This window comes from Bacteroides sp. ET225, from assembly GCF_024733745.1.
GTDB classification, from domain to species: Bacteria; Bacteroidota; Bacteroidia; order Bacteroidales; family Bacteroidaceae; genus Phocaeicola; species Phocaeicola excrementipullorum.
Genome location: NZ_JANRHN010000020.1, coordinates 47,123 through 68,845, shown reverse-complemented (window position 1 = coordinate 68,845; position 21,723 = coordinate 47,123). Strand labels below are relative to the sequence as shown.

Below are 21,723 nucleotides of genomic sequence, written 5' to 3'. Positions count from 1 at the left end.
GACAGCGCATCATCCCGATCTCTTCACTAGAGTGAGGAGATCGTATCACTGGAGTGAAGACATCGTATCGTTGCAGTGAGGAGATCGTATCACTCCAGTGAAGAGATAAAGACAACAGGATATATTCCGGTTTTTACCTCACTTCAATCAGATACTCCGCGCGGCAGTGAAGAGATAAAGACAACAGGATATATTCCGGTTTTTACCTCACTTCAATCAGATACTCCGCGCGGAATACGCCGTGAGCCTGGAGATGCTGCATCCAGTCTTTATCCTTAAACTCACTGACATAACACATGCGGTCGCAACGGCCGTACCAGGGTTCGATGCAGACAAAGGGCGCGTTTTTTCCGGGAGGCGACCACAGCCCCACCACGGGGGCATCGAAGCGCAAAGTGATGTAAGGGCGCTTGTCAAGGTCGTAAAGCGTAACCTCCTTTACCTGATCGTCTTCAATGATCAGTGCGTCATGATCAAACGTATGAGTGTCAATCGGAAGAAGTCCCTCTCCGCCAAGCTCCAGATGATTCCTCTTCTCGATGTCCACGCATCCTTTTTCGGCTATAAGCAGGTATTCAAGCCTGCGCTTGCCGCCGAATCCGAAGAAACCCCTCCGGCTTTCTGCCGGATTGAAAGCGGGATAATAAAACGCCGGATGGGCTCCTATCTGGAAATGGATTTCTTCGTCAGACGGATTGGTGACCTGCCACATCACTCTCACCGCATTGCCTTCGAGCCTGTATCCTATTTCAAGGACAAACGGGAAAGGATACTTTGCCAGCGTTTCCCCGTTGCTGGCAAGACGAAACCTGACTTCATCCGCCGTTTCAAGCACCGGCTCGAAATCCATGTCGCGGGCAAACCCGTGCTGGGAAAGTCCGAAAGGCTTGTCATTGACATAATAAGTATTGTTCCACACGCTGCCCACAATGGGGAACAGCACAGGCGAATGCCGTTTCCAGAAAGCTGGATCGGCCTGCCACAAATATTCTTTTCCGCCTCGCATGATACTGCAAAGTTCAGCGCCGTGCGGAGAAACCCGGATTGTGAGATGAGAATTGGATAAGGTCTTCATAACGATAAGTTTTTAATTTGTGTCTTCAGAAGACAAAGATACGATTTATCCGAAAAAAACTTCCCGCCTCCAGCAATAATAATTGAATGCCGCCAAAACAAGGCTCCCCCCGCCGGGAAATGAAACCCGGCGGGGAGAGCCTATATCTTGCGGTCCGCAACCGATCAGTCTATTTCTTCATCAGCTTCATAGCCGCCCATCTCACGCAAAGCGTTCTTCAGCATCACATACTGCTGGAAGAGATGATTCACAGGCACTTCGTTCTGTGTATAGTCGTGCATCGGACTCTTCAGGAAGAAGCTCAGGAAACGCTGGATACCGTAGCGTCCGGCACGTGCAGCCAAGTCGCTCAGCAGCACCAGGTCAAGACACAGCGGAGCGGCAAGGATGGAGTCGCGGCACAGGAAATTGATTTTTATCTGCATCGGATAGCCCATCCAGCCGAAAATATCAATGTTGTCCCACCCCTCCTTGTTGTCGTTGCGGGGAGGATAATAGTTGATTCTTACCTTATGATAATAGTCGGTATACAGATCGGGCTGGTTTTCCGGAACAAGAATCGACTCCAGCGTCGAAAGCTTGCTCACCTCCTTTGTATGGAAGTTTGCCGGTTCGTCGAGCACCAGTCCGTCGCGGTTGCCGAGGATGTTGGTAGAGAACCATCCGGAAAGTCCCAGGCAACGTGTGCCGATAATCGGAGCAAAACCAGACTTCACCAACGTCTGTCCCGTCTTGAAGTCTTTTCCTGCAATAGGCATCTTGGTCTTTTCGGCCATTTCCCACATCGCAGGAATGTCTACGGTGGTGTTCGGAGCACCCATGATGAAAGGCGCGCCTTCCGACAAGGCCGCATACGCATAGCACATGGAAGGAGCGATATGCTCGCGGTCGTCTGCCTTCATCGCCTTTTCCAAGGCTTCCAATGTTCCGTGCACTTCTTCGCATACCGGCACATAGATTTCAGTCGACGCAGCCCACAGCACCACGATACGGCTGCACCCGTTTTCAGCCTTGAAACGGCGGATATCTTCACGCAGCTGTTCCACCATGTCCCAGCGCGTAGCACAGTCTTTCACATTGTTTCCGTCCAGACGCTTCGCATAGTTATGGTCGAAAGCGGCCTTCATGGGAACAATCTTTTCCAGCTCATCCTTGACCGGATTAATATCTTTCTCCTTCAGTACCTCGCAATTGATTGCAGACTCATAAGCGTTGGCAGGATATACATCCCACGCTCCGAATACGATGTCGCTCAATTCAGCCATCGGAACAATCTCATTGTAATGAAGATACTTCTTTTCAGCACCACGCCCCACACGAATCTTGTCGTACTGAGTCATGGATCCTACAGGTTTGGCAAGCCCTTTACGGACCATCAGCACACCGGTCATAAACGTGGTAGCCACAGCTCCAAGCCCCACACACAAAACTCCCAGTTTGCCTTCAGCCGGTTTTACATTCATTTTTTCCATTCCTTTTTTATTTTTAAATAAAACACTTCTGTTACCTATGTTTTCCCAAATTTCTGACAAAAATTCAGGCAGTCCGCCCCGAAACTTTCGGAACAAACCGCCCAAAGTTACAGATTTGTTTCTTTAAAAAGCCATTTCTGCCGTTATTTTATAGGTTAATAAGTAAAAATTAGCTATAAAAACAGAAGAAAATGCCATTTACGGACTTACAAAACACTAAAAATATACGTACCTTTGCGGGCAAAAACAGAATTAATAGCTCATGAACGACATCTGCTGCATCGGGCATCTGACATTAGACAAAATTGTCACGCCACGAAAAACGACTTACATGCCGGGAGGCACGTCCTATTATTTTTCATACGGCATACAGCACCTTAAAGACTCTAAAAACTACAAGCTCGTAACGGCACTGGCTCCCAGCGAATACAACACCGTGGAGGAGATGAGAAAGAAGGGCATACAGGTGGAAGTGCTGCCAAGCAAACATACGGTCTTTTTCGAGAATACCTACGGAGAAAATCAGGACGAACGGACGCAGCGTGTGCTTGCAAAAGCCGATCCGTTCACCGCCGACGAACTGAAACACGAGGAGGCCCGATTCTTCCATCTCGGAAGCCTGCTGGCAGATGACTTTCCGCTGGAAGTGGTGAAGCTGCTCGCGCAAAAAGGCATTCTCGCCGTGGATGCGCAAGGTTATCTGCGCGAAGTGAAGGGCGAGCATGTGTATCCGACCGACTGGAAAGAAAAAAGGGAGGCGCTGAAATACATCGATATCCTGAAAGTCAACGAACAGGAGGCGGAAGTGCTGACCGGACACAAAGACCCGAAGAAGGCGGCCAGACAGCTTGCCGAATGGGGAGTCAAGGAAATACTGCTCACCCTCGGAAGCCTTGGATCGCTCATCTACGCGAACGGCAAGTTCTACAAGATTCCGGCTTATCCTCCCAAAGAGGTGGTAGACGCTACCGGATGCGGAGATACATACGTGCTGGGATACCTGTACATGCGCAACAAAGGCTTCTCATGCGAAGAAGCCGGGTGTTTTGCCGCCGCCATGTCTACCATCAAGCTGGAAAAAAGCGGCCCGTTCTCCGGCTCGGAAGAAGATATCTGGAATATCCTGCGCACAAGCAAGCTGAAAGCGAAAACGGTTTAAACGGGCACCGACCCGGATCCAACACAAACAAGGGTGTTTCCGGCTTCCATACCGAGAACACCCTTATATATTGCTGTGCAGACTGGTTATCCCATCTTTCCGGTCAGATAAGAACGTGTACGTTCGTCCGACGGATTTTCAAACATCTTCTTCGTATCATCATACTCGATCAGCTCACCCAGGAACATGAACATGGAACGGTCGGAAATACGCATGGCCTGCGACATGTTGTGAGTCACGATCAGGATTGTCACTTCTTTCTTCAGCTGGTCCATCAAGTCCTCAATGTGCTTGGTTGCGATCGGGTCGAGAGCCGAAGTCGGTTCGTCCATCAGCAGCACATCCGGCTGCAAGGCCAAAGAGCGCGCGATGCACAAGCGCTGCTGCTGTCCGCCAGAGAGGAATGTTCCTCTCTTTGTCAACGAATCCTTCACTTCATCCCACAAGGACACGTTGCGCAAGTTGCGCTCAACGATTTCTTCTTTCTGGGATTTTGACAGACGGATTCCGTTCAGGATATATCCGGCAAGCACATTGTCGAAAATGTTCATTGTCGGGAACGGATTCGGACGCTGGAACACCATACCGATACGGCGACGTTCAACCATCGGCTCCATCTCGAGCACATTCTCCCCGTTAAGAAGGATTTCGCCTGTCACGCGGATGTTCTTATACAGCTCGTGCATACGGTTTACGGCACGCAGCAGGGTACTCTTACCGCATCCGGACGGTCCCATGATGGCTGTAATAGAGTTTTTCTCGATATCAGCGCTGACATGCTTTACAGCCATCACGCTGCTGGTATATGAGATACATACATCTTTTATCTGAAGAATCGGGTCTTTTATACTTTCCATTTCTTTGCAATTCGTTTAGCTAATAAATTCAAACATAATACAAATGCCAGCAGGAACAGGGATGCTCCCCAAATCAAGTTCTGCAGGTTCGGGTCGTTGAAGAATTCCCAGATAAGCAAGGGAACCGCCGACATGGGCTTGGTCATGTTCCAACTGATGGCCGCACCGCCCAATGCGGTAAACATCAGCGGGGCCGTTTCGCCAACGACGCGCGAGATAGCCAGCAAGATACCGGTAAAGATACTTCCAAGAGCAGTAGGAACCATCACTTTCAGCATCACCCGCCAGTAGCTTCCTCCCAATGCCAGACCGGCCTCCTTCAATGTTTCGGGCAACACTTTCATCGTTTCTTCCGTAGAACGGATAATCAAAGGAAGCATCATGATAAACAGTGCCACGCTACCCGCAATGGCCGAATAGCCCTTCATCGGCACAACAACCCAAATATATGTAATAATACCTATGATAATAGAGGGAGTACCCTGCAACAAGTCGGTCAGATAGCTGACAAATGTCGCAAACCAGCTTTTCCGGTATTCAGACAGACAGATACCGCAAAGGATACCCACCGGAATTGCCACCACAGCCGCCAAAAGCAGCATCAGAAAAGTACCGATAATGCCGTTGGCTATTCCGCCCGGCATTTCCTCGCCAGCCTGAGCGGCAAGCATGGCCTTGTATGCGTTTGGTGTAGCTTCCGTGAGGAACGACCATCCCAACTGATTCCAACCTTTGATGAGCACTTCACCTAAAATGGCCAGCAACGGAATGGCTGTCACCCCCGACAGCACACAAACCAGTATGAAAAGAAGCCGGCTCTTGAATATACGAAACTTTACTTTATCCATATAGCACTCTATTTACAAGTTAGACATGGCGGGCACGGCGAATCAGAATCTTTCCGATAATGTTGATTACAGCCGTAATCAAGAACAAAAGCAGACCGATGGCAATCAATGAAGAAAGCTTCAAGCCGTCAGCTTCACCAAACTGATTGGCGATGATACTGGCCATCGTATTACCTGTGGTGCGCAGCGTATCAGGCATCTGATTGGTGTTTCCGATAAGCATCGTCACGGTCATCGTTTCACCCAATGCGCGGCCAATGGCAAGAATGAAGGCTGAGAAAATACCGGAACCGGCCATAGGGAATATCACCCGGCGGATCACTTCAGCACGCGTAGCTCCCATTGCGTAAGCTCCTTCCTTCAATTCGGCAGGAACCATCTTGATAAACTCGGCGCTCAAGGAAGCTGCATAAGGAACGATCATAATCGCCAGAACGAAAGATGCTGTCAAGATGCCGGAACCCTGAGGAGAAAGATCCAAATACATGAATGCCCCGCGAAGCACATAAAATCCCCACAAGCCATAAATGATGGAAGGAATGCCGGCCAGCAAGTCGATTACCGTTCCCAGAATGGCGGCAATCTTACGCCCCTTGAAATATTCACCCGTAAACAAAGCAACCGGCAGCGAAAAAGGAATACACATGATCAATGCCAAGGCAGTGGTCAGCAAAGTACCCGTAATGAACGGAAGCGCTCCGTAGCTTTCTTTACCTGCCGTAGTCACCCAATCATCAGAAAACACGAACTTCCAGAATCCGAACTCTTCAAACGCACCGGAAGCATCAACGGTGAGGGAGAGAATGATTCCCCCACCGATGATTGGTATAAGCACAGCAGATAAAATCAGTAAAACTTTAAATATTTTATCCTGCATAAACGACGTTTTTTATTTTAAAATCGGCTGTCCGTCGTAAGTAACGGTCTTCAGATTTTGCAGACTCAGTTCTACTGCTTTCTTAGGCAGCGGAGCATAGTGTACCGTAGCCGTTTTCTGCTGAACGCTGTCAGACAGCATATACTGCATCAGCTCTACAGTAGCCTTTGCCTGATTCATGCTGCGGTCGCCATAATGCTGTTCCTGATATACCAGCAGCCAGGTGAAGCAACTGATAGGATATGCGCCTTCCGCATCTGCATCAGTAATCGAGCAGCGAGTATCCTGAGGGATGTCGCCGGCAGCGGCAGAAATGCTTTCAGTGGACGGAGTGATCAGCTCGCCGCGTTTGTTCATCACGCTTGCATAAGGAATCTTCTGAGCAAAAGCATATTCAGAACCGATGTAGCCGAACGAATACGGAGTCTGAGCGATGATTCCCGCAACGCCCGGGTTGCCTTTGGCTGCCTGGCCTACAGGAAAGTCAACGGTCTTGCCTGCTCCGTAAGTGTTCTTCCAGTTTTCACTCACCTTCGACAGATAGTCAGTAAAGATGAAAGTAGTGCCGCTGCCGTCCGAACGGTAAGCTACGATAATGTCTTTGGCAGGAAGCTTCACCTCCGGATTCAGTTCAACCAGACGGGCATCGTTCCATTTTGTGATCTTGCCTGCATAAATATCAGCAATAACGTCACCCGAGAGGTTCAGTTTCACCACATCAGGCAAATTGTAAGCCAGCACAACAGCTCCCATACAAGTCGGGATATGCACAACCGGCTTCATATCTTTCATTTCCTCATCTGTCAGGAACGCATCGCTTCCGGCGAAATCAACGATTTCATCTTTCAGATTACGCACGCCACCGCCGCTGCCGATGCCTCCGTAAGAAACTTTGTTTCCGGTTGCAACATCGTAGCCTTCGAATGACATGTTGTAAAAAGGAAGAGGGAAAGTTGCTCCTGCTCCGCTTAACTCTACTGATTCACCGGCTTTCTGTCCGCCACATGCAGCGAATGACAATGCCATTGCGCCCGCAATTAAAGGTAAATAAAACTTTTTCATTTGTTTATAAAATTAGAAACTGTTAGTCATCAATCATGTATCTCACTTCATGCATCAAAGTGCGAATGACGCATTCAGATAAAAATAGCCCGACTTGTCCACTCCGTCGGCCTTGGGCGACCATATGCGGAAATTGGGAGCGAGCTTGATGTATTTCCCGAGCTTGAACTCTGCGCCCAGAATGCCGGCCATACCGTCGGAAGCATTGTTCCAGTCGTGCTTCGAATCGAGATAGTCCCAACGTCCGAACATTCCGATATTTTTGTTGAACTGCACCGAAGCGTAGGCGGACACACCGCTCTGGTCCTGGTCCTTCACATTCTTTGCATTCGACTGCCAGTTGTATTCGGCAGCCACGGAAAATCTGGAATTCTTGTATCCCATAAATGCGGCCACGTTGGTTATGCCCTCCAAGTTATCTTCGGGAGCCTCGTTGAACGAACCGTAGGCACGGATCACAAAGCCCTTGACCGGTGTTACGGTTACGCCTGCACCGTATTGCAGACCGTCTTTCACCTGCACTTTCTTATAGCCTTCCCCGTTGGTCAGAATCACATCGGCCGACACGACATCATTAAACTTATAAGCTGCCGAAACCGCCAGATCGGCACTGCTGCCGAACTTGTATTCATCCTGAAACGACTTCATCACATAGCGTTTCCCCCAAAAGTCTTCCTGAAGCTTGAACTGAGTCGTACTGATCAAGCCGGCATTCAATGTCCATTTCCCGCTTTTCCAGCTGATCATTGCATTCTTGACATAGCCTATGCGCTGATAGTCCCCCACATCATCCGACTGCCCAAAGTCCATCACCGCCTTCAGCTGCAATCCGTGAGGCAGATTATACTGATAGCCGATATAGGCACGGTCCAGATCAAAGCCTCTGTCATCGTTCACATTTCCGAAACCCGTGTGAAAGTCCGAAAAGATAGTAATTATAGCCGAACCTTTCTTCTGGTCATCCTTGGACTGCACCTCATTGTTTTCAGCCAGCGCAGGAACCGACAGCAGGCATCCGACCATCCCCATTATTATCAATTTCATTACATTCATAAGAAAAACAATTAATTCTCTGACCTTAATTTTTATGCCGCAAAGGTCGGGAATAGATGTTACAAACATGTTTCAACCTTTTAAAGATAGCGTAACATTGTATTACATTTCTGTTACAAAGCCATCAGAAAGCCCTCCAGACGCAAATGCCCCTTATCCTGCGTGGCAGAAATCCGCCATGTCAGGATAAAGGGGCAGCGTTCAGAACCGGAAAAAGCCAGTCCGGCCTGCATACATATCAGTTGATTTCTAAAGTGACAATCGATTTGGCCGGGAGCTTCACCACAATGCCTTCTTTCGTTATCCTTGCTCCATTGAAGCTTTTCAGCGCAACGGCATCCGGCTTGTCGAACGTGTTGCAATCGCCGATATGCCCGGAGGTGAGAATGCATCCGCTCACCGACTTTCCGCTGATGCCGTCAAGCTTTACGGTCACTTCCTGTCCGTTTTCCAGATCCACATTCGACAAAGACACATGAATCTTTCCAGCCTTGTCGCGTGACGCTGTGGCACTGATCATCGGAAGAATGCGGTTGTCACGCACAATTCTGCGCTCGCACTGCAAGTCAAGAGGCAGATAAACGGCATCCTGATGCACGTTGTACATTTTAAAGACATAATAGGTGGGAGTCAGCACCATCTTGTCGCCCTTAGTCAGAATCATGGAATGCAGCACATTTGCAATCTGGGCGATATTGGTCATCTTCACGCGGTCGGTATATTTATGAAAAATATCGAGCGTCAGCGAAGCCACGAAAGCATCGCGCATCGTATTCTGCTGAAACAGATGGCCCGGCACCGTACCCGGCTCTTCGTCCCACCATGTCCCCCACTCGTCTACCATCAGCGCGATCTGTTTTTTCGGATCATATCTGTCCATGATTGCCATGTGGCGTTTCAGCACATCTTCAATCTCGCGGCATTTCCCCAGCGTCCAATAATAATCGTCGTCCGTAAAGCGGGTTGCAGAACCTTTGCTTCCGGTCCATCCCGCCACCGTATAATAATGTAAGGAAACCCCGTCCATGCGGTGGCCGATATTCTTCATCAGCACCTCCGTCCAATTATAGTCGTAATCGCTGGCACCGCTGGCTATTTTAAACAGCACGTTTCCGTTGTAGTTGCGGCAATAAGTGGAATAGCGGCGGTAAAGGTCGGCATAATATTCGGGACGCATGCTTCCCCCGCACCCCCAGCTTTCGTTGCCAACGCCGAAATACTTCACCTTCCACGGCTTTTCGCGCCCGTTTTTCCGCCGCAGGTCAGCCATCGGGCTTCCCGATTCAGAAGTCATATATTCCACCCATTTCGCCATTTCCTCAACGGTGCCGCTCCCCACATTGCCGCTGATATAAGGCTCGCAGCCCAGCATTTCACAGAGATTGAGAAACTCGTGCGTTCCGAAACTGTTATCCTCCACAGTTCCTCCCCAGTTGTTGTTCACCATGTGCGGACGGCTCTCGCGCGGACCGATTCCGTCCATCCAGTGATATTCATCGGCAAAGCAGCCTCCCGGCCAGCGCAGCACGGGCACTTTCAGTTCCTTTATCGCATCGAACACATCCTTGCGGTAACCGTTGACGTTAGGAATCGGAGAATCCTCCCCCACCCACAATCCGCCATAGATGCAGGTGCCAAGATGTTCGGCAAACTGCCCGTAGATTTCTTTCGGTATAATCTGTTTTCCCTGTTCGGTATGAACGGTCACGGTAGTTTCCGGCTGTGCGGAAAGAGCCGCCGAAAAACACAGGGCCATGCCCAGAAGTGCATTTTTCATAATTTGAAATTTTAAGTGATGATGAATTAAAGCGTTATCTCACCACAAAAATAAAAAAGTTTATTTATAAAACAAAGCTCCCTCCGATTTTAATTGTAAAAAACACACGTTTTGCAAGAAACAGGCAATCCAAACGTTTTCTGCCCGGAAAAACATTCCGCCTCATCCCAAAAAGTTCTGTATCTCCAGCCTCGAGATATACATCTCCAGACTAAAGATATGCATCTCCAGGCTGGGGATATGCATCCCTAGCCTGGAGACAGAGAATGCTTCAAGGCACCTGCAACTTTCTGTCATGATTCCACTTTTTTTGTTACCTTTGTCCGGACAAAAACAAAACATGAACATGAACCGAAAAAAAGCCGCATTCGCTATAAGCGCAGCTGCACTGCTGGTAGCTCTGTGCGCAGCCGTTCCGCTCAGTATGCTGATGAATCATCCCATCCAAAGAGGCTCCGGATCTCTGCTGTACATTGACGAAGACGACACGGAAGACTCCGTTTGCACAAAGCTGGAAGAACAGTTCAGCGCAAGGAGGCTCACCGGATTCAAGCTGCTGGCCTCCGTCAAGGACTATAAAAGCCACATACACACGGGAGCATACAGGCTTTCAGCCGAAGAAACCACACTCCAGCTTTTCCGCAAGCTGAACAACGGACACCAGACCCCCGTCAGGCTGGTGGTTCCAGGCGTGCGGACCATCGGAAGAATGGCGGCAACAGTAGGCAGGCAAATCATGGCCGATTCCGCCCGGATCGCATCGCTGCTAAATGACAGCGCCTATTGCGCATCGCTCGGATACAGCAAAGAAACGCTTCCGGCATTTTTCCTGCCCAACACTTACGAAGTGTACTGGGACATGACGGCGGAAGACTTTGTGAAACGCATGAAAAAAGAATACGCCCGCTTTTGGAACAGGCAGCGGAAAGACAAGGCCGAGGCAGCCGGACTTACGCCCGTTGAAGTGTGCACGCTGGCATCAATCGTTGAAGAAGAAACGGCAAACAAAAGCGAAATGCCCGTGGTGGCAGGACTCTATCTGAACCGGCTGCGCATCGGAATGCCTCTCCAGGCCGACCCTACCGTAAAGTTCGCTTTGCAAGACTTCGGGCTTCGACGCATCCTGCACAAGCATCTGGAAACGGACAGCCCGTACAATACCTATAAAATACAAGGGCTTCCGCCCGGACCAATCCGCATAACATCTATCCATGCCATCGAAAGCGTGCTGAACTATGCGCATCACGATTACCTGTATATGTGCGCAAAGGAGGATTTCTCCGGCACACACAATTTTGCGCATACGCTCGCACAGCATCAGGCCAATGCCCGCCGATACCAGCAGGCACTGAACAGAAGGAACATCCGGTAGGCAGCTTCCGCTTACCGGACGGATTTCCAGAACTGGGTGAAGCGGGAATAAGGCCCGTAACATACCAGCATATCGTTCAAAGACAACTCATAGTCTTCCGGGAACTCGTTGGCAACATTCCGCTCCACGACAGAAATGCCGAGGCAATTCAAAGCCACGTTGCCCCGGACCAGTGAAATGATTTTCAGCCCGAACTCCGTTTCAAGATTCAGGTCGTTGGCATGATAGCCTTCAAGCTTCTTCGGAAGGCGGAACTTGAACACATAATTGCTTTCGTCCACTTGAAACGATTCTACCTCAGAACTCAAGTCGAGCGACTGTGCCAGCTCGCGGGCGGCATCCTGTTCCGGGGTCAGAATCCGGTCGATAGAAAAGGCTTCGAGCACGGCACGGTGCACATCGTCTACGGCGCGGGCAAAAATATGCTTCGCCTTGTTCTTCTTCAGCAAAGAAACAATGCGCACGGAAGCTCCGAAGTTATCTCCGATGGCTACAATCACGAGGTCTACGTTTTTTACAGGAAGCACAGAAAGTGCCAGATCATCCGTCGCGTCAAGCACAAACGAAGTCGCCATCTTGTCCTTCACCCGGTCAACATGCAGCTCGTCCTTATCCACTCCTACCACCTCATGCCCCAATGCAGTCAGCTCTTCAGCCAGGAGGCCTCCATAATGTCCCAAACCAATAATCAGATATTTCATAATCAGTTGATAATTATATTGTCACTCGGATATTTATAGTTCCGCTTCTTTTCCTGCCTGATCAGTCCCGTGGCCAGCGTAAAGGCTCCGACGCGCCCCACAAACATCATCAGAACAATCAGAATCTTGCCCCAGCCGCCCAGCTTCGGTGTCAGGTCAAGGCTGGAACCGACCGTACTCAACGCCGAAATGCATTCGAACACAATGGCCAGCAAAGGAGCGTCAGGCTCAAGCATGCTCAATATGAACATTCCCGCAAAAGCGATCATCAGGTAAAGCATGATTACGGCGTTCGAACGCCGGATGGAATCATGCGAAAGTTCGCGCCTCAGTATCGTAACATGCTCCGAGCCGCGGATAACCGCCCACAAATTCAGCATAGCCACGGCAAACACGTTGATTTTCACACCTCCGGCAGTTGACTGCGTGCCGCCTCCGATTACCATCAGTATCAGCATGAACAGCAGGGTCTGCACCGAAAAAGAAAGCAGAGGCACGCTGACAAAACCGGCTGTACGCGGACACGATGAGTTGAAGAAGGAGTGCACCAGCTTGTCTGCCACCGGCATGCCTGCCAAAGCCTGGTTCCACTCGATGACTGCAATGACAAGCGTTCCCACCACAAGGAGTACGGCCGTACAGACAAGCACGATCTTTGTGTTCAGGTTATACAGATGCACACGCTTGTCAAACCGGCGCGAACGTCCGAACACTTTCCACTTCCAATAGCCCAGATAGTAGGAAACCGTTTCATACAGATTCACCAGAATCGGAAAACCGATGCCGCCCAAAGCAATCAGCAGTCCCAGCGTTATATAAAGCAGGTTATGATTCTGCATGACCAGAGGATTGCTCATCCCGCCGGGCAGAATGGAGAAGCCGGCATTGCAGAATGCCGATATCGAATGGAAAGCAGAAAAAAACAGCTCTTCGTCCAGCGTCATGCCTAATGTCCCGTGAATGCTGTACCAGATTACCAGCATGCCGATGCCCTCAATGGTCAAGGTAAATCCCAATATATATAATAAGGTAGAAAGCAACGAGTTGAGCGAATTGGAGCTGATCATGTCCCCCACAACCAGCTGATTGTAAATGGATGTGTTGCCCATGAAAAACATCGCGAAAAAACTGGTCAGCGTCATCAAGCCCAAGCCTCCTATCTGGATGAGCAGGATGATGATGATCTGCCCCTCGAGCGTGAAGGTGGAAGGCACATCCACTGAAACCAGACCGGTGACGCAAGTCGCGCTGGTGGCCGTAAAGAGAGCATCTATCCAGTGAATGCCGTCATACGTAGCTCTCGGAAGCAAGAGCATGCCCGTTCCCAGAAGAATGATGACAAGAAAGCTCCCGGCAAGAATAAGCGGAGGATTTGTCCGCTTGCCCATCAGCCGGACCAGACTTCCCGAAAGCTGATAGAACGAATAGAGAAGCAGAATGGCCCCCCGGTAATAAGGACTCCGGAAAAAGGCCCATATCCAATAGACCTCCGTGCCGGATTCGGGCTGATGAAAGACAACGGGAAGAAGAGTGAGATAGAGCAAGACGCTCAGCACCCACGTCCATGGGGTAAATTTATAGGGCGAGTCGTCCTGACGGAAAACAATCTGCAAAGTCATGCTCAGCAGAAAGACAACCCACACACTCCGGTAAACCCAATGAATGATGGCACGCTCGCCTTCGGATATCCTGAAGCCGTACTCATAAACGAGCGCAGCCAGAAACGCTACCGCACATACATAAGTAATCCCAAGCATCCAGTTCACAAGCTGGTTGATGCGGGGCAGAAGCAACTTTTTGCGGTATAAAAACAATCGTTCCCAATAGTCCATACAATAACATAATGTTGACAGGCAAAAATACGCATAACTGCTGAAAAACATGTTTACCGATGACCATTCCTGCTCTTCTTATAGTTTTTTAACAATACACACTTCTTTTTCTTCCGAATTTCTGCCCCTAAAAGTACAAGGAAAGACCGGAAACTTGAGCGGCCAGTTCAAGAAAGGCGGGCGGACAACTCCCGGAACTTCTCCCGCCAACTCTGACAGGCACATGTATCGGGCATTTTTTGGCACGGAAAACAAAGAAAAAAGAAGAATCAGTTGCTTGTTATCATTTATTTCCATATTTTTGACGGAAACTATAAATTTGAAAGCAAATATGGATAAAAAACAGAAAAGATTCATCCTTCAGGAAGATGAGATACCCAGATACTGGTACAACATCCAGGCCGACATGAAAAACAAGCCCATGCCGCCGCTGAACCCTGCCACCAAGCAGGCTCTCAAACCGGAAGATCTCTATCCCATCTTCGCAAAAGAGCTTTGCCACCAGGAACTGAACCAGACTGATCCGTGGATTGAAATACCGGAAACCGTACGCGATATGTACAAATACTACCGCAGTACCCCACTGGTACGGGCCTACGGACTGGAAAAGGCGCTCGGTACACCCGCGCACATTTATTTCAAGAACGAAAGCGTAAGCCCGATCGGTTCGCACAAGCTGAACTCGGCGCTGGCACAGGCCTATTACTGCAAACAGGAGGGAATAACCAACATCACCACCGAAACCGGCGCAGGACAATGGGGCGCGGCACTGTCATATGCAGCCAGAGTGTTCGGACTCGAAGCCGCCGTTTACCAGGTGAAAATCAGCTACGAACAGAAGCCTTACCGCCGGAGCATCATGCAAACGTTCGGCGCACAGGTAACTCCTTCTCCGTCCATGTCTACGCGTGCCGGAAAAGACATCCTGACCAAGTACCCGAATCACCAGGGATCGCTGGGAACTGCCATTTCTGAAGCCATCGAACTGGCACGTACCACACCGAACTGCAAATATACACTCGGCTCTGTGCTCAGCCATGTTGCCCTGCACCAGACCATCATCGGACTGGAAGCTGAAAAGCAGATGGAAATGGCCGGCGAATATCCCGACGTGATCATCGGCTGCTTCGGCGGAGGATCCAACTTCGGAGGCATCGCCTTCCCGTTCATGCGCCACACCATTCTGGAAGGCAAAAAGACACGGTATGTGGCAGCAGAGCCTGCCTCTTGCCCGAAACTGACCAGAGGAAAATTTGAATACGACTACGGCGATGAAGCAGGCTACACTCCTCTTCTCCCAATGTATACCTTGGGACACAACTTCACTCCGGCCAATATCCATGCCGGCGGCCTGCGTTACCACGGTGCAGGAGTCATCGTATCGCAACTGCTGAAAGACGGACTGATGGAAGCCGTCGACATCCAGCAACTTGAAAGCTTTGAGAGCGGATGCCTGTTTGCACGCACGGAAGGAATCATTCCGGCACCCGAATCGTGCCACGCCATCACAGCGGCCATACAGGAAGCAAACAAATGCAAGGAAACGGGCGAAGAAAAGGTTATCCTTTTCAATCTTTCCGGCCACGGACTCATCGACATGAGCGCATACGACCAATACCTGTCGGGGAACTTAACAAACTACACACTCCCTGAAGAGGAAATCGAAAAGAGCCTGAAAGACGTTCCACAAGTTTAAAACTTTTTCCATAAAATCATAGCATCCTTATCCTTTCAGCCCCAAAAAGGAGGATAAGGATGCTTTTTTTGAACTTTTTCTTCCCAAAAAGCTTGCAGAATCAAAAATAATCCGTACCTTTGCACCCGTGATTGAAAAACGCTTCATCACAAACATAGGATTGGCCCATTCGTCTATCGGTTAGGACGCAAGATTTTCATTCTTGAAAGGGGAGTTCGATTCTCCCATGGGCTACCAAAAAGCCAGCTTGAATTTCAGCGGCAAAAAGGATGGCCCATTCGTCTATCGGTTAGGACGCAAGATTTTCATTCTTGAAAGGGGAGTTCGATTCTCCCATGGGCTACGCAAGCAGGGCGCTCATTGTTGAGTGTCCTTTTTTTTGTTTTCTATACCGCCCGGCGGAAAACGACAGACACAATAAAAAAACAAGGGCCGCAGCACTGCAATGCTGCAACCCTCATCATGCACGGGAAGAGAGGCTCGAACTCCCGACACTCGGTTTTGGAGACCGATGCTCTACCAACTGAGCTATTCCCGTGTTTGCGAGTGCAAAAGTAGCATATTTTTTGATAACTGCAAACCTTCTGCCGCATTATTTTACACAAAAATCAAATCATCCCCAGTTCATGAAACATAACCCGGTAAACCTCAGCCTTTTTCTCCAGCTTCAAAGGATAAGCGCGGCTTGAAGAAGGCATCCGGTAAAGAGTCATTCTCTTCCCTGCAAAATCAAACTCGCTCTTCTCTCCCACCGGAGGTTCGGGTGCGCCCGTCTGCTGGCAAAACACATCCGTAGCTTTCTGGCCGGTAGTCACCACCGCCTTGCAACACGGAATGGAACGCAACAGCGCACCGATATCTGTAGGCTCCACCACTTCCAGAAACTTGTCGGAAGCGTTATCTTGAAGGCGGCGGACCACTGAAGCCGTATCATAAAGAGCCACTCCTTTTTCTTGAAGAAACGAACTGATACGCTCGCGGTCAAAAGCCTTCTTCCCGGGAAGAAGAAAATGGTCTTTGTCGCCAAAGAAAATCAGTCCGTATATGCGCCACATGTCATTCTGAAGATTCGGATAGAAGAAGTCCATGCTCCAACGCTTTTTCTGCGGAGGAAAGCTGCCAAGCATCAAGAGAAGCGCACCTGCAGGCAAAAAAGGCTCCAGCGGGTGCGCTTCTGTCCCTGTCGGCGGGAACAAACCGGATGTTTCCTGAGTCATGACTTGGGTTTGGGTTCTTTTTTAGCCAGCATCACAATGTTGTAGACATATTCTGTAATCCAACTCTCAGAATAATGCAGAGCGTGCTGGTACTGACGGATATTTCCGCAAGTCTTGCGCACACCGTCATCCTTCCAGTTTGTTTTGGTAAATATATCATGCACAGTCTTTTCCGTCATGCTCCACATGGTCTTCTTAAAGAAGCCCGGGATACGGAACTTCCATTGCATCAGGTTGCCGACAACCATCATCAAATCCTGGCTGAAGCCCTGAAACATGAACAAGTAAGTCTTGATGTCATTCATCGTCTTGCAGTTCTTCTTCACGGAATTGTCTATTTCCTTAAAGAAAGACTCGCTGAGGCCGTAGATTTCCATCAGCATCTTGCGGCAACGCGCCTTTTCAGCGACGCCAAGCTTGTTGTTCTGCGTAGGGACTTTCAATGTCCGCTTAAATACCGCCATATCAGGCAAAAGATTTATATTGCTGATTCCCAGCTGAGAAGCAATCACAGCCTGATAATACACACGGATCAGCGTCATGAAGTCTTCCATTCCACCCACGCGCGCACCTTCTGTATCTGTTTGCTTTTTTCCGAAAAGTTTTGAAAATATAGACATATACGTAGTTATTTATTGTTTCTGTATACTAACCGCTTGCAAAGATAAAAAATATCACCGGAATAAACGGAAAAAAATCACCTTTTCAAAGCAAGCTGTAATAGAACACATGATTTTTAAAAGTTTGCTCCACGAGCTCAAAACGGATAAAATCGGCCAGAAGTCCGCAAACCTGTTTCCTCGGCATTCCCGAAAGGCGGGCACATTGGTTCAGCGTCAGTTCTCCCTTCTTCCCCAACAGATCCAGCAGACACCGCTCACGGTCAGTATAGGCCATAACCGACCGTTCTTTCACGCCCTCCTTCCAAACCGACAGATGGACAGGAGAAGCCAGAATATTCTCGTCGGCAATCCGGACATAAGCCCACGGCCTGTTGTTTTCGTCAAGAGCATATACCGGTTTGGCGCCGCTTTCAGAGATGACAACTTCCAGCACATCCTTTCCGTCCACGTTGTACACATGATTCTCAAGCATCAGCGGCGGCCTGCAATAAACCGAAGCCGCAGCCTCAACCATATAGATTTCTTCTTCAGAGCGCACACCGGCAATCTTTCCGTTGTCTTTCACCCCAACAAGCAGGCGGCCGCCTTCCGTGTTGGCAAAGGCAGACAGACTTTTTGCAATCTTCCTTATGTCCGAAATGGCAAATTTAAAATCCTGATGTATATGTTCTCCCTCAGCAACCAGCTTCCGAATATAATCAGCATCTGTCATCGGTTTCATAAAGGAGAATCAGTCACAATGTTTATGCGTCATGATATCCAGCACCATCTTGTCTGTTTCATTCATGCCTTTCGAGCCAATCTGGGTCAAATTGCGGATACTCAAATCAACGTCATTTTCAATAATTCCTTCTACGGAACTTACACACTTTCCTTCCATTGCGAGTATCGCCGAGAATACAGCCGTAGCCACTCCGCTGGTCACCTTCAGCGCACAGCTCGGCTTGGCCCCGTCGCAAATCATTCCGGTCAGATTGGCTATCATGTTCTGAACAGCATCTGCCACCTGATCGTAGCCTCCACCCATGAGATAGGTGATGCCGCAACTGCTTCCTGTCGCAGCAACCACACATCCGCACAAGGCAGACAGCTTGCCCAGATTCTGTTTGATATAGATAGCGGTCAGGTGGCTAAGCGTAAGCGCCCGAATCAATTCCTCTTCCGACTTGCAGTTATCTTCCGCATAAACCACCACCGGAAGCGTTGCAGCGATGCCCTGATTGCCGCTGCCGGAATTGCTCATCACCGGAATCATGGCACCGGCCATACGTGCATCACAGGCGGCTGACGTATACGAAAGGATATGAGTGAAGGTATTATTTCCCAGAACATTCTGTTCGCTGGGACTATAGCGCAGCGTTTTTCCCAATTCATGCCCATAACTTCCGTTGAACGAACGCTCGGCAGCAGCCTTGTTGAGATTCCTGGCTTCAAGTATAAAACGAATTTCCTCAAGCGGAGCAGTCGTTGCAAAGTCAAAGACCTTGCGCATGTTCAGATCCACTTCGCCCACTTCCGCTTCACGCTTGCAAGCCGGCCTCGTGTCGAGCAGAACTTCTCCATTCTTTTCCAAATAAACAAAATTCGTGTGCCCTCCGCTGATGACAGCAGTCACTGACCCGCTTTCACCTTTACAGACCACCTCAATATAAAGCTTTTCCTCAATATTCTCCTTCAAAGAGATATGGACGGCATTCGAAGCAATCAATTCCTTGCCTTTTTCCACGTCTTCCGGACCGGAATCTTTCAGCACTTCCAGCCCGTATGCAGACTTGCCGGCAATGGCACCCAAGGCTATGGCTATGGGCAGGCCAATCATATCCGTACCCGGGATTCCCACACCCATCGCATTCTTCAGGATATTGGCACTCAAACAGGCATCAATCTCTGTCGGACACGTTCCCAGCGTTTCGGTTGCCTTAGCTGTGCAGAGAGCCACCGCAACAGGCTCCGTACAGCCGATTGCGGGAACAACCTCCCCGTGTATCAGCGCTATGATCTGTTCTCTTTCGCTTTTTGGAATCATCACCTTACTTCTTATAGTTCTTCAATCCGGTTTCCAGGAAGTCCACATACCTGTCAATGTCTTCATCATACGAATAAGACTTGTTCAGCGGCATCCCTTCATTGTCGAGCAAAACATAAAACGGCTGGGCATTCGCTCCGAATTTGGAACGCTGCAAATAGCTCCATTTATCGCCCACGGTGCGAAGCGTGCGTTCCGTCCCGTTTTCTGTAACCTTGATCGGCTCGGGTAACTTGTCCTTTTCGTCCACATACAAAGTGATCAGCACATAATCTTCATTGAGCAACTTGCTCACCTTCGGATCCGTCCACACGGCAAGTTCCATTTTGCGGCAGTTCACGCAGCCATACCCTGTAAAGTCAATCATCACCGGCTTTCCCTGCTGGCGCGCATACTCCATTCCCGCCTCATAGTCGTAAAACTTAGCATGCACTTCATTCTTATACAAATTGAAATCCTGCGTCTGCATGGGAGGAGCAAAAGCACTCACGGCCTTTAGCGGAGCGCCCCAAAGCCCGGGCACCATATAAACGGCAAACGCCAGCGAAATCAATGCGAGGAAGAAGCGGGGCACGCTGACCTTTGTTTCGTCATCATCGTGCGGGAACTTGATTTTTCCCAGCAGATACAGTCCCAGCAAAGCGAAAATGACAATCCACAAAGCAAGGAATGTTTCGCGGTCGAGAATCCTCCAGCCGTAAGCCAAGTCGGCAACAGACAAGAACTTCAGCGCAAAGGCCAGTTCAAGGAAGCCAAGCACGACTTTGATGACATTCATCCAGCCTCCCGATTTCGGCATTGACTTCAGCCACGACGGGAAGAGTGCAAACAAAGTAAACGGCAGGGCAAGCGCAATGGCAAATCCAAGCATTCCAAGAGCAGGGGCTATCACGCTGTTCGTTGTTGACACTTCAACCAGAAGGAAACCGATGATCGGTCCTGTACAGGAGAATGAAACCAGCGACAAGGTAAATGCCATAAGAAATATGCTCAACAGGCCGGTAGTCTGTTCCGCCTTGCTGTCGACGGCATTGCTCCATTTCGAAGGCAGGGTGATTTCGAACGCCCCGAAAAACGATGCGGCAAACACAACCAGCATCAGGAAGAAAAAGATATTGAAAACCGCACTTGTCGACAAATCATTCAACGCGCTGGCCCCGAAGATCAGTGTAATGGCAAGTCCCAAGGCCACATAAATGACTACAATGGAAGCACCGTATGTGATGGCATCGCGAATGCCTTTCCTCTTGTCCTTCGTGCGTTTCAAAAAGAAGCTCACCGTCATCGGTATGATAGGCCACACGCAGGGAGTAAACAGAGCCAGAAGACCGCCTACAAACCCGGCAAAGAAAATATAAAGCCACGAATAAGATTCCTGACTCACCTGCTCGCCGTAACCGCGCAGTTCATTGATGACCGGTTTCCAGTAATCGTTCCCGGCATCCGGCCGGACAGCGGGAGTCAGCGGTATCAGGGGAATCTGAGCGGCAACCGCCGTATCTTTCTGCTCTTCCTCAGAAGCAGCAGGCACACTCCTGCCCTCCGCCTTCCCGGCAAACGAAAAGTCCACATTGGTAGGAGGCAGGCAGTTTTCATCGTTGCAGGCACCGAATTGCAGAAACCCCTTCACATCGTAAGCTCCGCCTTTCAACTTGAGCTTCTGCGCAAAGACAGCCTTGCTTCCTTCAAAATACTTCACCTGCATTCCGAAAATAGGATCCATCTTTTCAACCACTTTCCCTCTCGGCTCAAGTTTCCCAGCAAGCTCGGCGCCCGAAATCTGGTCAAGATTGAAAGTGGCAGAGATAGGTCCTCCTTCCGGCAAATCGGTCGAGTAGACATGCCATCCGGCTTCTATCGTCCCGGTAAAGACTATTTCTGCCTCATTCTCCGAAAGCGCCTTCCATTCTGTCTTGAACTTTACAGGCTCCTGAATCTGGGCCACCATCTGCAGACAGCAAATGACCGCCAGAAAACAGCCAACAAATAACCTTCTTCCCATAATTATTTTCTATTTTTATTTCCAACTGATTTTTCAGACGCAAAGATACAACTTTTAGCAAGACCATAATGTCA

General features: G+C 49.5%; 18 protein-coding genes and 3 tRNA genes. 5 read left to right on the top strand and 16 right to left on the bottom strand.

The annotated features are described in order from the left end of the window. Positions 1 to 202: 202 nt before the first annotated feature. Both NW212_RS09960 and NW212_RS09955 read right to left on the bottom strand, forming a co-directional pair. Positions 203 to 1,075, bottom strand: coding sequence for an aldose 1-epimerase family protein (locus NW212_RS09960; RefSeq protein ID WP_258338494.1), 873 nt, complete (start codon positions 1,073 to 1,075; stop codon positions 203 to 205). A 164-nt stretch (positions 1,076 to 1,239) separates the two neighbouring features. Then, positions 1,240 to 2,547 (bottom strand): inositol-3-phosphate synthase, encoded by a 1,308-nt coding sequence (locus NW212_RS09955; protein ID WP_258338493.1) that lies wholly within the window; start codon positions 2,545 to 2,547, stop codon positions 1,240 to 1,242. A 262-nt stretch (positions 2,548 to 2,809) separates the two neighbouring features. On the opposite strand from NW212_RS09955, the gene NW212_RS09950 reads away from it, so the two are divergent. Further along, positions 2,810 to 3,706, top strand: coding sequence for a PfkB family carbohydrate kinase (locus NW212_RS09950; protein ID WP_258338492.1), 897 nt, complete (start codon positions 2,810 to 2,812; stop codon positions 3,704 to 3,706). Positions 3,707 to 3,792: 86 nt separating this feature from the next. Here the strand turns inward: NW212_RS09950 and pstB are convergent, their stop codons facing one another. The 6 genes from pstB to NW212_RS09920 form a co-directional block, all read right to left on the bottom strand. Beyond that, positions 3,793 to 4,563, bottom strand: coding sequence for a phosphate ABC transporter ATP-binding protein PstB (gene pstB, locus NW212_RS09945; RefSeq protein WP_258338491.1), 771 nt, complete (start codon positions 4,561 to 4,563; stop codon positions 3,793 to 3,795). After that, positions 4,551 to 5,411 carry a phosphate ABC transporter permease PstA gene (gene pstA, locus NW212_RS09940; protein ID WP_258338490.1) on the bottom strand — a complete coding sequence of 287 codons (861 nt, stop codon included), beginning with the start codon at positions 5,409 to 5,411 and terminating at the stop codon, positions 4,551 to 4,553. The genes pstB and pstA overlap by 13 nt, the downstream gene beginning before the upstream one ends. Positions 5,412 to 5,430: 19 nt before the next feature. After that, entirely contained in the window at positions 5,431 to 6,288 is an 858-nt protein-coding gene (gene pstC, locus NW212_RS09935; protein WP_258338489.1) for a phosphate ABC transporter permease subunit PstC, read from the bottom strand. A gap of 12 nt (positions 6,289 to 6,300) precedes the next feature. Continuing rightward, positions 6,301 to 7,350 carry a phosphate ABC transporter substrate-binding protein PstS gene (gene pstS, locus NW212_RS09930; RefSeq protein WP_258338488.1) on the bottom strand — a complete coding sequence of 350 codons (1,050 nt, stop codon included), beginning with the start codon at positions 7,348 to 7,350 and terminating at the stop codon, positions 6,301 to 6,303. Positions 7,351 to 7,404: 54 nt separating this feature from the next. Continuing rightward, positions 7,405 to 8,394 carry a hypothetical protein gene (locus NW212_RS09925; RefSeq protein WP_258338487.1) on the bottom strand — a complete coding sequence of 330 codons (990 nt, stop codon included), beginning with the start codon at positions 8,392 to 8,394 and terminating at the stop codon, positions 7,405 to 7,407. A 247-nt stretch (positions 8,395 to 8,641) separates the two neighbouring features. Next, on the bottom strand, positions 8,642 to 10,180 hold the full coding sequence (locus NW212_RS09920; protein WP_258338486.1) for an alpha-N-arabinofuranosidase: 1,539 nt from the start codon (positions 10,178 to 10,180) through the stop codon (positions 8,642 to 8,644). A gap of 340 nt (positions 10,181 to 10,520) precedes the next feature. Here NW212_RS09920 and mltG point away from each other — a divergent pair, with 340 nt between their 5' ends. After that, positions 10,521 to 11,552: an endolytic transglycosylase MltG gene (gene mltG, locus NW212_RS09915; protein WP_258338485.1), complete on the top strand. Its 1,032-nt coding sequence runs from the start codon at positions 10,521 to 10,523 to the stop codon at positions 11,550 to 11,552. A gap of 11 nt (positions 11,553 to 11,563) precedes the next feature. Here mltG and NW212_RS09910 read toward each other — a convergent pair whose 3' ends face one another. Both NW212_RS09910 and NW212_RS09905 read right to left on the bottom strand, forming a co-directional pair. Further along, complete coding sequence (locus NW212_RS09910) at positions 11,564 to 12,253, bottom strand: TrkA family potassium uptake protein (protein WP_258338484.1); 690 nt, start codon at positions 12,251 to 12,253, stop codon at positions 11,564 to 11,566. 2 nt (positions 12,254 to 12,255) lie between these two features. After that, a complete protein-coding gene (locus tag NW212_RS09905) occupies positions 12,256 to 14,085 on the bottom strand; it encodes a TrkH family potassium uptake protein (RefSeq protein ID WP_258338483.1) in 1,830 nt (609 codons plus the stop codon). Between the two features lie 331 nt (positions 14,086 to 14,416). On the opposite strand from NW212_RS09905, the gene NW212_RS09900 reads away from it, so the two are divergent. From NW212_RS09900 to NW212_RS09890, 3 genes are all read left to right on the top strand, one after another. Next, positions 14,417 to 15,781 carry a TrpB-like pyridoxal phosphate-dependent enzyme gene (locus NW212_RS09900; protein WP_258338482.1) on the top strand — a complete coding sequence of 455 codons (1,365 nt, stop codon included), beginning with the start codon at positions 14,417 to 14,419 and terminating at the stop codon, positions 15,779 to 15,781. Between the two features lie 162 nt (positions 15,782 to 15,943). Next, a tRNA-Glu gene (locus tag NW212_RS09895) sits at positions 15,944 to 16,018 on the top strand. Between the two features lie 34 nt (positions 16,019 to 16,052). After that, positions 16,053 to 16,124, top strand: a tRNA-Glu gene (locus tag NW212_RS09890). 122 nt (positions 16,125 to 16,246) lie between these two features. Here the strand turns inward: NW212_RS09890 and NW212_RS09885 are convergent. The 6 genes from NW212_RS09885 to NW212_RS09860 all read right to left on the bottom strand — a co-directional run bounded on the left by NW212_RS09885 (position 16,247) and on the right by NW212_RS09860 (position 21,649). Beyond that, positions 16,247 to 16,319 (bottom strand) — tRNA-Trp (locus NW212_RS09885). 70 nt (positions 16,320 to 16,389) lie between these two features. Further along, a complete protein-coding gene (locus NW212_RS09880; protein WP_258338481.1) occupies positions 16,390 to 16,998 on the bottom strand; it encodes a uracil-DNA glycosylase family protein in 609 nt (202 codons plus the stop codon). Beyond that, positions 16,995 to 17,618 (bottom strand): hypothetical protein, encoded by a 624-nt coding sequence (locus NW212_RS09875; protein ID WP_258338480.1) that lies wholly within the window; start codon positions 17,616 to 17,618, stop codon positions 16,995 to 16,997. The genes NW212_RS09880 and NW212_RS09875 overlap by 4 nt, the downstream gene beginning before the upstream one ends. 85 nt (positions 17,619 to 17,703) lie before the next feature. After that, positions 17,704 to 18,342 carry a helix-turn-helix domain-containing protein gene (locus tag NW212_RS09870; RefSeq protein ID WP_258338479.1) on the bottom strand — a complete coding sequence of 213 codons (639 nt, stop codon included), beginning with the start codon at positions 18,340 to 18,342 and terminating at the stop codon, positions 17,704 to 17,706. Between the two features lie 9 nt (positions 18,343 to 18,351). After that, entirely contained in the window at positions 18,352 to 19,647 is a 1,296-nt protein-coding gene (locus NW212_RS09865; RefSeq protein ID WP_258338478.1) for a serine dehydratase subunit alpha family protein, read from the bottom strand. Between the two features lie 4 nt (positions 19,648 to 19,651). Continuing rightward, on the bottom strand, positions 19,652 to 21,649 hold the full coding sequence (locus NW212_RS09860) for a cytochrome c biogenesis protein CcdA (RefSeq protein WP_258338477.1): 1,998 nt from the start codon (positions 21,647 to 21,649) through the stop codon (positions 19,652 to 19,654). Between the last annotated feature and the right edge of the window lie 74 nt (positions 21,650 to 21,723).